Origin of the sequence: Vibrio sp. VGrn 2, assembly GCF_009361695.1 — a bacterium.
In the GTDB taxonomy this organism is placed as follows: Bacteria; Pseudomonadota; Gammaproteobacteria; order Enterobacterales; family Vibrionaceae; genus Vibrio; species Vibrio diabolicus.
The window spans coordinates 42374-56624 of the sequence record NZ_RBWD01000009.1 but is presented as its reverse complement, the minus strand read 5'-3'; the positions used below and the strand labels follow the sequence as shown (position 1 = coordinate 56624).

At 43.0% G+C, this 14251-nt stretch carries 16 protein-coding genes; 2 read left to right on the top strand and 14 right to left on the bottom strand.

What is annotated here, in order from left to right:
* Window positions 1-5 precede the first annotated feature (5 nt).
* From mnhG to D8S93_RS15415, 9 genes are all read right to left on the bottom strand, one after another.
* Window positions 6-299, bottom strand: coding sequence for a monovalent cation/H(+) antiporter subunit G (gene mnhG / locus D8S93_RS15455; RefSeq protein ID WP_005392605.1), 294 nt, complete (start codon window positions 297-299; stop codon window positions 6-8).
* Window positions 299-577, bottom strand: coding sequence for a cation:proton antiporter (locus D8S93_RS15450; protein ID WP_046875930.1), 279 nt, complete (start codon window positions 575-577; stop codon window positions 299-301). The genes mnhG and D8S93_RS15450 overlap by 1 nt, the downstream gene beginning before the upstream one ends.
* Complete coding sequence (locus tag D8S93_RS15445) at window positions 570-1046, bottom strand: Na+/H+ antiporter subunit E (RefSeq protein ID WP_005392607.1); 477 nt, start codon at window positions 1044-1046, stop codon at window positions 570-572. Before D8S93_RS15445 ends, D8S93_RS15450 begins: the two co-directional genes overlap by 8 nt.
* Window positions 1043-2539 (bottom strand): Na+/H+ antiporter subunit D, encoded by a 1497-nt coding sequence (locus D8S93_RS15440; RefSeq protein WP_152814111.1) that lies wholly within the window; start codon window positions 2537-2539, stop codon window positions 1043-1045. The genes D8S93_RS15445 and D8S93_RS15440 overlap by 4 nt, the downstream gene beginning before the upstream one ends.
* Window positions 2536-2889, bottom strand: a complete 354-nt coding sequence (locus tag D8S93_RS15435) for a Na+/H+ antiporter subunit C (protein ID WP_152814109.1) — start codon at window positions 2887-2889, stop codon at window positions 2536-2538. The genes D8S93_RS15440 and D8S93_RS15435 overlap by 4 nt, the downstream gene beginning before the upstream one ends.
* A complete protein-coding gene (mbhE, locus tag D8S93_RS15430) occupies window positions 2889-5558 on the bottom strand; it encodes a hydrogen gas-evolving membrane-bound hydrogenase subunit E (RefSeq protein ID WP_152814107.1) in 2670 nt (889 codons plus the stop codon). The genes D8S93_RS15435 and mbhE overlap by 1 nt, the downstream gene beginning before the upstream one ends.
* 166 nt (window positions 5559-5724) lie before the next feature.
* Window positions 5725-5916 (bottom strand): hypothetical protein, encoded by a 192-nt coding sequence (locus tag D8S93_RS15425; protein ID WP_005392611.1) that lies wholly within the window; start codon window positions 5914-5916, stop codon window positions 5725-5727.
* Between the two features lie 110 nt (window positions 5917-6026).
* Complete coding sequence (locus D8S93_RS15420) at window positions 6027-6962, bottom strand: universal stress protein (protein WP_152814105.1); 936 nt, start codon at window positions 6960-6962, stop codon at window positions 6027-6029.
* A 396-nt stretch (window positions 6963-7358) separates the two neighbouring features.
* Complete coding sequence (locus D8S93_RS15415) at window positions 7359-8078, bottom strand: SDR family oxidoreductase (protein WP_046875926.1); 720 nt, start codon at window positions 8076-8078, stop codon at window positions 7359-7361.
* A 135-nt stretch (window positions 8079-8213) separates the two neighbouring features.
* On the opposite strand from D8S93_RS15415, the gene D8S93_RS15410 reads away from it, so the two are divergent.
* Window positions 8214-9122: a LysR family transcriptional regulator gene (locus D8S93_RS15410; RefSeq protein WP_031780274.1), complete on the top strand. Its 909-nt coding sequence runs from the start codon at window positions 8214-8216 to the stop codon at window positions 9120-9122.
* Window positions 9123-9215: 93 nt separating this feature from the next.
* On the opposite strand, the gene D8S93_RS15405 is transcribed toward D8S93_RS15410, so the two are convergent.
* The gene (locus tag D8S93_RS15405; RefSeq protein ID WP_152814103.1) at window positions 9216-9989 is read right to left on the bottom strand and encodes an AraC family transcriptional regulator; all 774 of its coding nucleotides are present in this window, start codon (window positions 9987-9989) and stop codon (window positions 9216-9218) included.
* A 99-nt stretch (window positions 9990-10088) separates the two neighbouring features.
* On the opposite strand from D8S93_RS15405, the gene D8S93_RS15400 reads away from it, so the two are divergent.
* Window positions 10089-11225 carry a multidrug effflux MFS transporter gene (locus D8S93_RS15400; protein WP_152814101.1) on the top strand — a complete coding sequence of 379 codons (1137 nt, stop codon included), beginning with the start codon at window positions 10089-10091 and terminating at the stop codon, window positions 11223-11225.
* Between the two features lie 116 nt (window positions 11226-11341).
* On the opposite strand, the gene D8S93_RS15395 is transcribed toward D8S93_RS15400, so the two are convergent.
* From D8S93_RS15395 to D8S93_RS15380, 4 genes are all read right to left on the bottom strand, one after another.
* A complete protein-coding gene (locus D8S93_RS15395) occupies window positions 11342-12445 on the bottom strand; it encodes an alpha/beta hydrolase (protein WP_152814099.1) in 1104 nt (367 codons plus the stop codon).
* A gap of 223 nt (window positions 12446-12668) precedes the next feature.
* The gene (locus tag D8S93_RS15390) at window positions 12669-13079 is read right to left on the bottom strand and encodes a hypothetical protein (RefSeq protein ID WP_152814097.1); all 411 of its coding nucleotides are present in this window, start codon (window positions 13077-13079) and stop codon (window positions 12669-12671) included.
* A 98-nt stretch (window positions 13080-13177) separates the two neighbouring features.
* The gene (locus D8S93_RS15385; RefSeq protein WP_152814095.1) at window positions 13178-13669 is read right to left on the bottom strand and encodes a hypothetical protein; all 492 of its coding nucleotides are present in this window, start codon (window positions 13667-13669) and stop codon (window positions 13178-13180) included.
* An 8-nt stretch (window positions 13670-13677) separates the two neighbouring features.
* The gene (locus D8S93_RS15380) at window positions 13678-14250 is read right to left on the bottom strand and encodes an imm11 family protein (protein WP_038899731.1); all 573 of its coding nucleotides are present in this window, start codon (window positions 14248-14250) and stop codon (window positions 13678-13680) included.
* Window position 14251 lies beyond the last annotated feature (1 nt).

Genomic DNA, 14251 nt, shown 5'->3' with positions numbered 1-14251 from the left:
AATGGTTAATCATTGCGCCAAATCTTATATCCGACCTCTCGCATTGCTCTTCCGAGTAGGTGGGAGGCAACTGGCGCAGTGAGAACGATAAACAACATCGTACCGATAACCCGAGAGATCACAGTAACTTCAGGGAGTGAGAAGGCAACCGCTAGTAGTAAGCAACTAACTCCAACGGTACCGGCTTTGGTTGCGGCATGCATTCGGGTGTATAGATCTGGTAACCGCAACACACCTAAACTAGCGCTTAGGATCAATAACGTCCCTAAACATAAAAACAGCCCAATCAACACATCCATTATTCTCTCTCCTTCCTTTTAACGATCAAACGCGCAAATGCGATTGTGCCAAGAAATGCGACCAAACCTAATGTAATGGCGATATCTAACAAGGCATCCTCACCACTGTCTAAGGTGTAAACCGTAATAAAACCGATGGTGATAAATGAAATCAAATCTAACGCCACAACTCGGTCAGCCAGCGTTGGTCCTAAAATTAAACGGAAGAAAGCCATAACAAAACTGAGTAATAGCCCTGCATAGGCAAAAGTGACACTTATTTGCAGCCAACTATCCACGCGTCACCTCCAAAATTCGATGCTCTAATCCGTTTTTAATTCCACGAATAACTTCTTCATGCTCAGGAGCAAACATGGCATGAACGATAAGATGCTTTTTATCAGGCGTAACGTCCAAACTGAGTGTGCCCGGTGTTAACGAAACCATATTCGCAAGTAAGGTGATTTCAAGGTCGGAATCGACGTCCAAAGGGACATAGACGATATCTGGCTGGCTCAAATGCGTTGGCGTCACAACATCCCACACGACTCTTGCAACCGATATGATCATTTCATAAGCGAAGTACACCAGTAACTTTAATGCCGACGCAAAACGTCGAAAGTAGCTGGTTTTTAATCCAAATGGTTGGCTCAACCGTAAGGCAAAAAAACCGACCGTAAATCCGACAATAAAATTCAAACTCGAATAACTGCCGTTTAACATCATCCATGCTAATGCTAAGAAAAGATTGAGGAATAGATAGATCATAAATTTCCTCCCAATACCGCTCGAATGTATTCATTCGGATTTAACAGTTGTTCAGCGGCTTGAACAGAAAACTGATAAAAAGGCTCCGCCACCAAGCCTATGATCAACGTGAACATGGTCAATACGGCAATTGGAACGAAATACAACCAATGTACTTTGACTTGCAGAGTCTGTTCTGTTTTCTCCCTAACCGGCTTTTTCCAGAATGCCTCACTCCAAATTTTCGTCATCGAGTAGACGGTAAGCAGCCCCACCAATAGCGCGGTACCGGCTAACCAGTAATATTCAGCCTGTAAACTCGATTTGATCACCAAAAATTTGCCCCAGAAACCAGAGAGCGGCGGAAATCCTGCCAGAGAAAACGCAGGGACAAGAAACAAGAACGCTAACCAAGGCATTGCTTTATATACCCCGCCCAAATGTTCAAGTTGACTAGAGCCATATTTGCGCTCAATAAAGCCACCGATTAAGAACAAATTCGCTTTTACAATGATGTGATGAACAATGTAGAAAATAGCGCCAGCCAAAGCTAAAGGAGTGTAAATCGCTAATCCCATTATCATGTAACCTATTTGGCTAATAATGTGAAAAGAAAGAATTTTCTTAATGTCGAATTGACTTGCCGCCCCCAAAACGCCCGTTAACATAGTGAGGCCAGCAATCCAAATCAACGTCGGCTGCCAACCACTCTCGGCGAGCGGAAATACTAATGTGAAGACTCGTATTAACGCGTATACGCCGACTTTAGTAAGCAACGCAGCAAACAGCGCAACCACACCACTTGGTAAGGTGTGATAAGAAGCTGGCAACCAAGCAAATAAAGGAAATAGTGCCGCTTTGATAGAAAAGGCAAACAAAAACAAGGCGGACAACATCATGTTGATGCTCAATTCGCTCTCTCCCGCTTTGGTATAGAGATCGGCCAAGTTCAAGGTGCCAGTTGCGCCATACAACAAACCGATGGCAAGTAAGAACACTAGCGTCGAAATCAGGTTCAACATTACATACTTCACTGCCCCATCAATTTGAGTTTTCGTTGCATCTAATACCATTAAACCAAATGACGCGATGAGCATGACCTCGAACCAAACATACAGATTAAAAATATCTCCGGTGAGGAACGCGCCATAAACACCAGCAAGCAACACGTGCGTCAACGCATGGTAATTGCTATAGGAAGGTTTTCGGTGAAGGTCCGCCATGGCATAGAAAACACATATCGCACCAATCACTGCGGTAATCATCACCATGGCAACGCTGAAGTAATCTGCGACAAAGACGATACCAAACGGTGCTTGCCACTGGCCAAAAGCAACGGCTTGAATACCATTACTTATGATGTTTTCTGTGAGAAGTCCTGCGACAACAAGGTTCAACATCGCACTCGCGCCACTTAACCACTCAGCACTTTTTGTTGAGCGACGTACAAAGAAAATGGTCAGCGCCGTACTCAATGAAAGAACAACAGGTAACGTCAGTAAAATCGAACTCATTGACCCTCCTCAGAACGTTGCATTTCATCGACGTCTGCGGTTCCAGAATCTTTATAAGCTCGATAGAACAACATTAAAGCAAAAATAAGTAGCCCAAAGCCGATGACTATCGCGGTTAAAATCAGCGCTTGAGGTAATGGGTTTGCCGCGCCATCTGGTGGAAAAAGTGCATTATCGCCAATCAATGGCGGCTCTCCAGGAGTCAGCCTTCCCACTGTAAAAATAGCAAGGTTAACCGCACTGCTGAGTAACATGATACCGAACAAAAGACGCAAGATATGTTTTTCAAGCATTAAATAAACACCTGCGGCGACAAATACTCCAACGACAACACTCCAGACTATTTCCATCACTCTAGCTCCTCATTAATACGAAGCAGCATCCCCATCACGCCACCTATAACGGCAAGATAAACACCAACATCAAAAACCAACGGCGTACCCAGTGGTATCACATCTTTCCACCACAACCCGGTTAAAAACGGTTTATCAAACGCAAAGCTCAAAGCTCCTGATATCAAGCTCAATGCAATGCCAGATAACGCAATGAAAAACGGCTTGAAATACAATCTAGAACGAACGTATTTCGGTGACTCCGCGAACATGAGAAGCGATAAGCCAATAACGGCAATCAATGCACCAATGAAGCCACCACCCGGTTCGTTATGACCACGTAATAACAGATACACTGAGAACACGAGCATGAGCGCCGCGACGATATGTGCCGTGGTTGCAAAAATTAATGATTGAATACGGTTTTGCTTTTTCGCTCTTGTCTTAAGCAAGCTCACTGCTGCAATCCCAGCAATGACAACGACGACAACCTCTCCCAATGTATCAAACGCACGAAAGTCGACGAGAATGACGTTGACAATATTGCGCCCATGCCCGCCTGGGACACTATTTTCCGCAAAGAAATCCGACACCGATGAATCCATCGGCTGGGACGTGATTCCTAACAAGAGGAAAGTAATCGAAACACCTATCACGCCCGCTATACAAACATTCGCCAATTTACGTTTTATTGAATGCTTGGGCACGGTGGTTAAACGCGGCATATGACGCATTAACAATGCTAAAAAGACCACCATTAATGTTTCCACTAACAGTAGAGTCTTCGCGACGTCCGGAGCACTGTAGATCATAAAAACAAGCGTGGTCATAAAACCAATCATACCTAGCGCAGAAATCGCAAGAAGCCTTGAGTGAGACAACGTACATACGATCGCTGCACCAATCAGCAATAAGGCAATGCCAATCTCATAGAAAGCCACGTTTGAAAGCTGTTCAAACAAAGGCAGAGGAATAAATGCTACCTGACCAAGTAAAGCGACGGCGAGTACCGCGAAAAATAGCAGGACATAACGACTCAACTTCTTTTGCTGCAACAGCGCCGTCTGCCACTGCGCCAGTGTCATCATGTCATCTAATAGTCGTTCAAAAACATTCTCCGCTTTGGGGACGAATAGATGTAACCGCTGAAAAAGTGCAGACACAGTAGGATAAACACGGTACACCACATACCCCAATACTAGCGTGATAACGCTTAGGACCAGCGGTACATTCACACCATGCCATAATGATGTCGCTTTAAGAGCAGCTGTGGGCAGAATGTCAGCAGAGCCCGGAAAAATGATATTGCGATCTAACCAATTTAAACCGACTAAAGGAACGATGAGACTGCCAAGTGCCAAGAGTAAAGGTGAAACCCACATAGCCTTTTGGGCCTCAATCGGCTTCGTTTCAATTGGCACGAGATCACGGTGAGCAAAGAATGGTCTCGCAATAAGCATAATGGTTAGCGCAACCATCAATATATTGACCATTAAAAGTACAAAGGCGATCCAGTTATTGAGCTCTACTGCGGATTTGTACATGTATTCTTTGCTCAAAAAGCCTAACAACGGCGGGAATCCCGCTTTAGACAATGCAGCCAAACTCCCCGCAACCATGCTGATGACGAGCACTGACTTCAAGCCGTACAGTTGATCAATATCTCGTGTTCCTGTCGCTTTGTCGATATTGCCCACCACCATAAACAGCGCTGCTTTATAGAAAGAGTGAGCGAGAATAAACATCAATACTGCACTCACGGCCAAATCTGTGCCCATACCTAGTAATAATGTTAATTTACCCAAAGCAACATTCGTACTGTAGGCTAACATCAGCTTCAAGTCAGTTTGTTTTAATGCGACAAATGTGCACCAAATGGCCGTGATACTCCCAGTGATGACTAAAGCATAAAACCAGATCTCGCTGTGGGCATAAACTGGCGATAAACGTGCTAATAGGTAAATGCCTGCCTTTACCATTGTTGCCGAGTGTAAATACGCACTGACCGGAGTGGGGGCTGCCATCGCGTTAGGTAGCCAAAAATGAAACGGGAATTGCGCAGATTTAGTAAATGCACCGAATAGTATGAGCACTAGAGATGGGATAAACCATTCATGCTGCGCAATAGTGTCTGCCTGCTCGATAATGGTATTGAGCTCATAACTCCCTGCCATTGCTCCCAACAAGATAAGGCCAGCTAACAACGCTAATCCACCAGCACCTGTAACGATCAACGACTGCAGTGCATTTTTTCGTGACGTTTTGTTTTCGTGATTAAAACCAATCAGCAAGTAAGAAGTGATGGTGGTGAGTTCCCAGAAAACGAACAACAATAGGATGTTATCGCTCATCACAATCCCTAGCATGGCAAGCATGAATAGGGTTAGGTATAAATGAAAGGAAAATCGGCTATCACTCTCTCGTAAGTAAGCCAAAGCGTATATTTGGATCAGTGCGCCAATCCCGCTGATCAGCCCGGCAAAAAGGAACGACAGACCATCTAACCTAAAGCTGAAGTTAATATCAAGGCCAGGTATCCATTCCGCATTCCAGCTTACGCCTGCGGGTGTGTAGATGTAAAAAAGAAAAGAGAAGATTAAAATTGGCAGCACAGGGAAAATCAGTAAGACCAACTGATTATCGGGATTTTTCGGCAGGTTTTCTTTACCCGTTATGCTATTCAACATCGCAGCCCATTCATTTTTATAAGAAAGTTCGCCCTATTTGGCGCAAAGATAAAAAGCTCCACTTAATTGTTTTAGCCCAAGTATTTCAAAAAAGATCATAAAACCAAGGGATAAGTAGCAAACAGCAATCACTGAATGCTACTTAAAGGAACGTTAATACAAACAGCTACTTGCTGTCCGCTACGGTGTAAGAACGTAGATCACTACTTACGTGTTCTCGACTGAATGTGTATGGATTATCGTCATCAGTTAACTCGAACGCATCGTAGGTGCAGTCACCGATATCATTTCTCGGACAAACATAAACGTTCGAACGTTCTATCATTTCTGTGTGGCATTTCGGGCATAGGTTTTTCATGTCACTCTCCTCTGATAACTTATTGATACACTGATAATTCCATGTTCTAGAACTCCGTCTCCCTCCTTTACCTAAAACAACCACTTAAACCCAGGTTTGTTACACACCAATTACTGAATCGGCGATACAAAACCATCGGGCTTAAGAGCGACCAAACTACAGTTTATAGATTGCAAAATGTTTTCAGCCGTATTACCAATGACGTAGCCAGATATCCCTGTTCTCGCTAAGGTACCCATGACTAGAACGTCCACTTCTATGCTTTCTACGTAATCCGGGATTTTTTCATCAGGCTTTCCGTGTAAATGATGAATCACAATTTCACCCGTAATCCCCGACTCTTCCAGCAGTTGTTGTAGAGCTTGTTTATGATCGGCTTTTGCTTTGTCGAGTTCATGTTTCAACTCAGCATCGTCGACTTGAATCCAAGCATTGTCATGTAGGTAATTCTCTAAGTAATATTCCCAGCAAGAAATCACATGTAAACGACTGTCACAGGTGTCGGCTATTGAACGAGATAATTCAAGTAAACGCACCGCTAATGAGTGCTGTTCATCGCTCGCCGTTAACGGATCTATCGCAACAGCCACACGGCGTTTGTCTCTCGGCTTATCAATCGGTCGGTGTAACCATAATGGACAAGGACATTTGCGTAACAGTGTCATATCAATGGCTTTGAAGCCTTCAGCGCCTTCACCGAGTGGTTCAGCTTCTTTGATGATAAGATCTTTGTTGTCAGCTAATGCTTCTTTAATGATACAGACAGCGGGTTTTTCACTGCTTTTCACAGTAAGAGGAAATGCCAGATCATCTTCAGAAAGATCGAGCTTCTGTCTGTATTCCTGAATGCTTTGTTTGAGGGAGTCTTGTAGCGATTGCTCATAACTTTGCTGATACTGGAACATATCCGCGGGGAAATCGGGGCACGCAATTAGCCCTGAAACAGGCACTTTGTTGCTGGATGCGATCCTCATCGCTTGTTCGAGCGCCTCACTATGACCAGGCAATCCTTGTGTTGCAAAAAGTATGTTCGCGAATCGTTTCATACACACCTCCTTGTTTGGTTAAATATTAACCACCCACAAAGTATAATACCTAACGGATAATTGTAACGGCTTGTGACGTTGATGAAATCAATTCTCATTAAGCTATGGATATTGCTTCATTTTGCTTTACGTCACCTTCTCCTTTTCTTTACGACTGTGGCCCGCTGACCCCAATAGAGCTACATACTAAAAATTGAGACCAAATAAAAACCCAAATTACTCAAAGTTTTTTCTCACCTTGAGTAACTTGGGTATAAGCAATAACACACTTAGGCTACGGACTAAAATGGGTAACCTAAATTTTCATACGACTTAGTTGAAAGATGCCATATCAATCACGAATCAGTGTGCAAATATTCACAGCCCTAATGATCCAGAAGTCGCTGTAAATTAATGTTAAGGTTGCTGTTTTGTTGGTGCCAAAGCAATTTCGCGAACACATACACCTTGCGGTTGCTGATAAGCAAACAGCACTGCTCGTGCAATATCGTCGGCTGCCAACACGCCCCCCATATCCTCTTTCCAAGCATCATAGCCATCTTTAATATCTTGAGACGTAGTATGTGAAAGTAATTCCGTTTCCACTGCGCCAGGTGCAATAGTCGTAACACGAACATTCGATGATGCGACTTCTTCACGTACGTTTTCAGAAATCGCATGAACCGCAAATTTGGTACCACAGTAAGCGGCATGATCAGGAAATGTTTTCTTGCCCGCAATAGAGCTGATATTAATGATCGTACCACTGTTACGCGCTTTCATCGGTGCTAAAACGGACTGCATGCCATTTAGCAAGCCAAGTACGTTCACATCAAACATGCGCTTCCACTCCGATGCGTCCTGAGTATCTATCTGGCCTAGAAGCATAACGCCTGCGTTATTTACAAGTGCATCTACCGGACCATACAACGCTTCTGCTTTCTCAATTGCCGCTTCAAAAGAAGCTTTATCGGTCACATCTACCTTTTCACAAAGCGTATTTGGTAAGTTTAATGCTTCTAAACGTTCTACACGTCTTGCTAACAAAAGAAGAGCATGGCCCTGTTCGCTGAAATGACGTGCAATCGCTTCACCAATGCCTGAACTAGCGCCTGTAATAACAATTAACTTTTTCATTTTGATTCCTTAATAGAACGGTTTACCTCAATGGCGATAAGTTTAAGAAAACTTTGTTTGTTGATATATACCGACCTAGTTGAAACACTGTTGTTATACTGCAACAATACTTTTTTGAATTACGCAGAAGTCATCATGCAAACACACATCAACCTTGCGGATATCCGCTCTTTCGTCCTAATCGCTCAACTAGGAAACTTCACGAAAGCAGCAGAGCAACTTGGCGTTTCTCGCTCACACGTTTCACGTCAAATAACAAATCTGGAACAACAGATTGGTGCCACTTTGCTACAAAGAACCACTCGAACACTGAAGCTCACCGAAGCAGGCAAGGTTCTGTATAAACAGTGTGAAACCGCCCTTCACAATATTGATCAAGCTGTTATGGCAGTGGTTGATGATGTAGAAGAATTAAGAGGCGAAATTCGTATCAACTGCGTGGGGGGTTATTTAGGGGAAGACGTTGTCGCAGATATCGTTGCTCAGTTTCTAATCCAACACCCACAAGTGAACATTAACTTAGATTTTAGCAGCCATCGTGTCGATTTAATCGCGGATGAATTCGACATCGCTTTTCGAATGGGAAAGTTAGACGACTCCAACTTTATCGCTCGCAAACTGATTGATGTGGAAATGGGGACGTACGCAAGCCCAAGTTATTTAGAAACACATGGCTATCCTTCGCATCCAAAAGACTTAGAAAAACACATTTGTTTGACAGGTAGTGTGACACGCTGGGCATTCGAGAACACAAATACAAAGCAGTCAACGGAACACCAGATACGTGGACAGTTACGATGTAAGAGTGGCAGAGTAATGATAAAAGCAGCGTTGGCGGGAAATGGTATCATCCGTGTACCAGCACTTTATTGCCAACAAGAACTCCAGACAGGCAAGCTAAAAGAAGTGTTTACCGACTGGAGCATTCCGAGTGTGGAGTTTTCACTCCTTTACCATCACGACCGACATCAACCAAAACGCATCCGAGCCTTTATTGACTTTGCTACTCAATATTTTCGTCAGCTGCCGAGTAAACACAAGTAACGTGCTCGATAGCATTTCACTATGTGAACCAATATATACGGAATCTATAAAGCCCAAATTTGTACTAAAGAAATACGTAAGCATCGTGATGTTTTAACGTCTAGTTTTCATAAACATTAGCGGTGTTTGCCCAGTTTGCTTTTTGAAAAATGCAATAAAAGCACTGTCTGACGAAAACTCCAGCCACTCAGCAACTGCGCTGACTTGCATTCCCGTTGATAACAATTCAACTGCTTTTAAGAGCCTCCACTGTTGACGCCAATCTTGATAATTCATACCCGTTTCCGACTTAAATAATCGTGTTACCGTCTTGGTACTTGCCCCCACTTTGCTTGCAAGAGTAGTAAGCGAAGGAGCGAGAAATGAAGGTTCAACCAACTCCCGGCGAAATGTTGTTAAGCGCCGATGTGATGGCAAAGGCAACTGAAACGAATAACGTTTCGCAGCATAAAACTCCTCCCAGAAGAGTGCTGTCGTATTTAGCATCTCGCTCTTACGCTTATCCCACTCCCAGAATGACATTTTATCAATGAGAGCTTGGAGTAAAGTATTCACTTCTATCATCGTGATCTCACTCGGACACGCAAACACCTCACAATCAAAATACAAAGATCGATACGCAACCACATTCGTCATCAGCGCGCGATGCGGCGTATTAGGTGGGATCCAAACCGCCTTTGTCGGGGGCAGAATACAAATCGAGTCTTTCAGAGCAAAACTCATACAACCTTGAGGTGCGTACAACAATTGCCCTTTCTTGTGCTGATGCATGCCTGAGTCGTGCTTGCCAATATCCGCAGCAATTCCCACTACACAATTAGAAATTTTGTCTGCGTCAAATGGTGTTTCTTCGTCAATAAGTGCCATTTTGTCCGAATATTGATGTATTTGGTTTTTATGTTGTTATTGGCTCAATCATAGCCTCATTTATACTGCCCGCCAACTTCATTAACGATGGGTAAAAATATGAATACTAAGCCCTCTTTATGGCTCATGCTGGTTATGTTGATGTTTCCTCAAATTGTAGAAACCATCTATAGCCCAGCGTTGAGCTCAATCGCTCTATCATTTGATGTAAACCACGCACAAGCAGCCCAAACATTGTCGATTTACTTCCTAGCTTTTGCCATTGGCGTTGTAGTTTGGGGAGTGCTCGCAGATAAACTGGGAAGAAGGCCCACCATGCTTATTGGGCTCTTTATCTATGGTTCTGCATCTTTACTCGCAACTCAAACCGAAAGCTTTGCTGTTGTCATGGCTGCGCGGGCCCTGAGCGCATTTGGTATCGCGGTAGGTTCCGTTGTCACACAGACCATGCTTCGTGACGCGTTTGACGGTCAAGAACTGAGTAAAGTCTTCAGCTTAATGGGGATGGGTATATCAATCAGCCCGGTAGTAGGCATGCTATTAGGCGGACAGCTTACAGGGCTTGGTGGATATCGTTATGTATTTTTCGCTTTATTCTTAATCGCGTTAGTATTGCTCGCTTATAACGTTATTAAGCTTCCTGAAACACAGAAAGAACAGACACCAGTACGGTTGCGTCAACTTAGCTGGAAAATGGTAAGAGACGCGCGAATTTGGCGCTCAGGATTACTGGTTGCTTTGTATAACATTGCTCTATTTTCTTATTACCAGCTTGGCGCATTTACTTTCTCAGCACTTGGGTATAGCTCCGAACAATTTGGATACAGTGGCATAGTACTGGGGTTAGGCACTCTGCTTGGGAGTTATTTAAACAAATCCCTAGTGTCTAAAAATGTACGAAAAAACCAACTACTTTGGCTCTCAGCAGTATTGCTTAGTTTGGGATCAGTCGGTGTGTTGATTCTGAGCCAATCAATCTGGTTTGTTGCTCCAATGATGTTAGTCGTCATGTCGTATGGGATTGCGATACCCAATATACTCAGTGACGCACTCGTTGATTATAAACAACAGGTAGGTAGCGCAGGCGCTTTATTTGGGCTCATGTACTACATCATGATCGGGACGGGATTAGCGATGGCTGGAACAGCACAAAACTTAAGTGTCATCCTATTAACATGTAGCTGTTTAGCGATTTTATTGGCGTTTTCTACAAAACAAGTTCATACCGACTTGTGACAATAATAATGAAAGACTCTCCGTAATGGTTCACCGAGAATCTAGAGAATTTTTCAATCAATAGGAACTGAGGAGCACAATAGTAACCACTCCTCAGTTGTCTTCTAGAGTGCGATCTAAACTAAATTAACCTTAAAGAAGCTCTCTAATTTATCAAATGGGATCACATCCAGTTGATCGTAGAGATCCGTATGATTCGCATTTGGAATGATCATCAATTCTTTAGGCTCTGCCGCCGCTTCATAAGCCGTTTCACTGAAATAGCGAGAGTGCGCCTTTTCGCCATGAATGAACAACACTGGGCGTGGAGATATCTCTTCAATGTAGGTCAGAATTGGCATATTCATAAACGACAGCGGCGTTGTGAGTGTCCATGCAGCATTTGAGTTAATCGCTCGTGGATGAAAGCCACGTTCAGGAGACTTGTAATAGGCTGCATACTCAATAACAAATTGGGGCTCACCTCCAACTAACTCAAGCGATACTGGCCCGTAAGTAGGTGTTCCATTTTCGGCGTCTTCCCATCGTTGCAGGCTTAGCTGCTCTAACGTTTGCGTGCGCTGTTCAAACGTCGTACTGTCGTTATAGCCTTTAGACATTACACGGGTCATATCATACATCGTACTGGTTGCGACTGCTTTGACGCGTTTATCTGCAGCAACTGCGTTTAACGCCATGCCGCCCCAACCACATATGCCTATCACACCAATTTTCTGACGATCAACGTCTTTCTGTAGGCCAATAAAGTCCACAGCTGCGCTAAAGTCCTCTGTATTGATATCAGGTGATGCAACGTTTCTTGGTTCACCACCACTCTCTCCGGTATACGACGGATCAAACGCTAAAGTAATGAAGCCTCGCTCGGCTAATGTTTGAGCATATAAGCCTGAAGACTGCTCTTTCACAGCGCCAAATGGACCACTAATGACGATAGCCGCAAGCTTGCCACTTTTATTTTTAGGTCGATAAAGATCCGCTGCCAACATGATTCCATAACGGTTTTTAAAACTCACTTTGCGATGTTGAACTTGGTTACTTTTCGTAAATGTTTTATCCCAGGTGTCACCAAGATTTATTTGCGTCTCAGCTTGAACGGAACTCGTTGAGAGCAATCCGACTCCCATAGCAACCACGCTGGCACCCGTCATTTTCATCATATTGCGACGACCTTCATCAGGTTCATCTTGGTAACTTGCTTGATTGTCGTTCTGGCTTTTCATGGTAGACACTCCTAATTAACGTAACACACGATGAGTACAGTACGCGGAGGCTTTATCGCTCCTACTTTACTGACACGTACATTGTTGCAACTTTCGTATTTTTTCGTTAACCAGATACTACGCATTGCTTGCCTAATCTTCCGAAGATTGGTCTAAACCTCTTCTAACGTTAATTAAGGCGTAAATAAAAAGCGCCTGTCGGCGCTTTAATTATCCATAGGTCTTATTGCCATGTTGGCTCGCCAAACTCTTCACAACGTTGCTTGTCGTAATTTTCAATGCGCCCGCGTTTACCTACAAACTGAACCTGAACAACCATTCCAGCTTCAACATATTCACTGAAATAATCGCAAGAAACACGAAAACTAGTATCGCGTATCACAATTGGTACCCATTCATAGCCGCCGCTGCGTGGTAAGTAAGACTTGAAGGTAATGATCCCATCATCTGAAACGTTGATTTCTTCATCATATTCATTCAACTTATAAAAGCGTTGTCCATCAAACTCTGCCTTTGCTTTTTCAATTATTTCCTTCGTTGCGGTCGATTGCATCGGCGTATTTGACACCAGTTGACACCCAACAACAGATGTCAATACGGACAAAGCCAAAGCGAGTTTAGTTATTTTATTCATTTACCTAACCACTGTAGAATTATTCAACACTTACCATTTTAAAAAGAGGGAGACCATACTTTATTTTAAAGAAAATAAAAAGCGCCTTTCGGCGCTTATTATACATCCCTAACCCAAACGTCCTTGACGTCTTTTTTAAGAAGATCAATCACACTTTGGTGAATGAAAACGAAGCCAAAATCTTCTTCTAGTTTAAATATTAATCGTTCCTCTAAGGGAATACTTTCTAATTTAGAGAAATCAAACTCTGTTGACTCGATATCTAACCAGTTCAACTTACCGTATTGTTTTTCTTTATCCGTCAATTTATAAGTTTGATGGATATAAGGCATACGATAATCTTCGTAAACTTTAATTTCATCATCAGATGGTTGGCTTGGAGAACAATCCACGCGAGCGTCTAACCACTCTACTCCATGTACGACCAGTTTCTCTACTTTTGACGCAATATCACTGATGATAAATAGCTTTGGAGAAAAGGTCATTTCCAAAAGCAAATCTGGCTCTACTGGCACTATTGGCTTAGGGCTTTGTTGGAATGGGAAGTTACCTAGGTCTTGTTTAGTTAGTAAATGATATTGTTCTTTCATTTTAAGCCTCAGTACTTTGGTACTTCCTTATCACAATCCAATTTAAAAGCTCTTAAATCACTAAATGATTCAGTGCCACTCACAAGATCAAAAATTTCCTCACAGAAAATTGTTGCGGTCTCTGCCCCTTTAACGCGGAACAAAACTCTATTTTGAAGAGGGATTTTTTTTAATTTCTCCTCAGATAAATAAAGTTCCATAACTAACATCTTATTTCTCTTGGGTGACTTTCTCATTCTAGATTTAGATTCATCAATAACATCTAAAACATTATTTAGTGCCAACAAATAACGATTTGATAACGAGCCATCTGGTAATCTAAGTTCTGCGGGGTAACATTCGATCCCATAAGGGTCAAAACTCATCACCAGTTCAGCGAACTCCTTACTAACACAGAGATCACCATTATCCGCAATATTACCTACACCTTTAATAAAACCATCCGTAGATTCCCAAACAATAGGCTCTAAAGAGCTTGTGGGCTCAAATTGCGCTTTGCTATACAATGGTTCTCTACTGTCAATACAAACAAAACTTGTTGTAGACTCATGAAAGTTTTCACTAATTATTGAAAAGTTCATA

Excerpts from the sequence above, each read along its gene's own strand:
- mnhG (WP_005392605.1), bottom strand. The coding sequence starts at position 299 with ATGGATGTGTTGATTGGGCTGTTTTTATGTTTAGGGACGTTATTGATC.
- D8S93_RS15445 (WP_005392607.1), bottom strand. The coding sequence starts at position 1,046 with ATGATCTATCTATTCCTCAATCTTTTCTTAGCATTAGCATGGATGATG.
- D8S93_RS15440 (WP_152814111.1), bottom strand. The coding sequence starts at position 2,539 with ATGAGTTCGATTTTACTGACGTTACCTGTTGTTCTTTCATTGAGTACG.
- D8S93_RS15435 (WP_152814109.1), bottom strand. The coding sequence starts at position 2,889 with ATGGAAATAGTCTGGAGTGTTGTCGTTGGAGTATTTGTCGCCGCAGGT.
- mbhE (WP_152814107.1), bottom strand. The coding sequence starts at position 5,558 with ATGTTGAATAGCATAACGGGTAAAGAAAACCTGCCGAAAAATCCCGAT.
- D8S93_RS15425 (WP_005392611.1), bottom strand. The coding sequence starts at position 5,916 with ATGAAAAACCTATGCCCGAAATGCCACACAGAAATGATAGAACGTTCG.
- D8S93_RS15420 (WP_152814105.1), bottom strand. The coding sequence starts at position 6,962 with ATGAAACGATTCGCGAACATACTTTTTGCAACACAAGGATTGCCTGGT.
- D8S93_RS15415 (WP_046875926.1), bottom strand. The coding sequence starts at position 8,078 with ATGAAAAAGTTAATTGTTATTACAGGCGCTAGTTCAGGCATTGGTGAA.
- D8S93_RS15410 (WP_031780274.1), top strand. The coding sequence starts at position 8,214 with ATGCAAACACACATCAACCTTGCGGATATCCGCTCTTTCGTCCTAATC.
- D8S93_RS15405 (WP_152814103.1), bottom strand. The coding sequence starts at position 9,989 with ATGGCACTTATTGACGAAGAAACACCATTTGACGCAGACAAAATTTCT.
- D8S93_RS15400 (WP_152814101.1), top strand. The coding sequence starts at position 10,089 with ATGAATACTAAGCCCTCTTTATGGCTCATGCTGGTTATGTTGATGTTT.
- D8S93_RS15395 (WP_152814099.1), bottom strand. The coding sequence starts at position 12,445 with ATGAAAAGCCAGAACGACAATCAAGCAAGTTACCAAGATGAACCTGAT.
- D8S93_RS15390 (WP_152814097.1), bottom strand. The coding sequence starts at position 13,079 with ATGAATAAAATAACTAAACTCGCTTTGGCTTTGTCCGTATTGACATCT.
- D8S93_RS15385 (WP_152814095.1), bottom strand. The coding sequence starts at position 13,669 with ATGAAAGAACAATATCATTTACTAACTAAACAAGACCTAGGTAACTTC.
- D8S93_RS15380 (WP_038899731.1), bottom strand. The coding sequence starts at position 14,250 with ATGAACTTTTCAATAATTAGTGAAAACTTTCATGAGTCTACAACAAGT.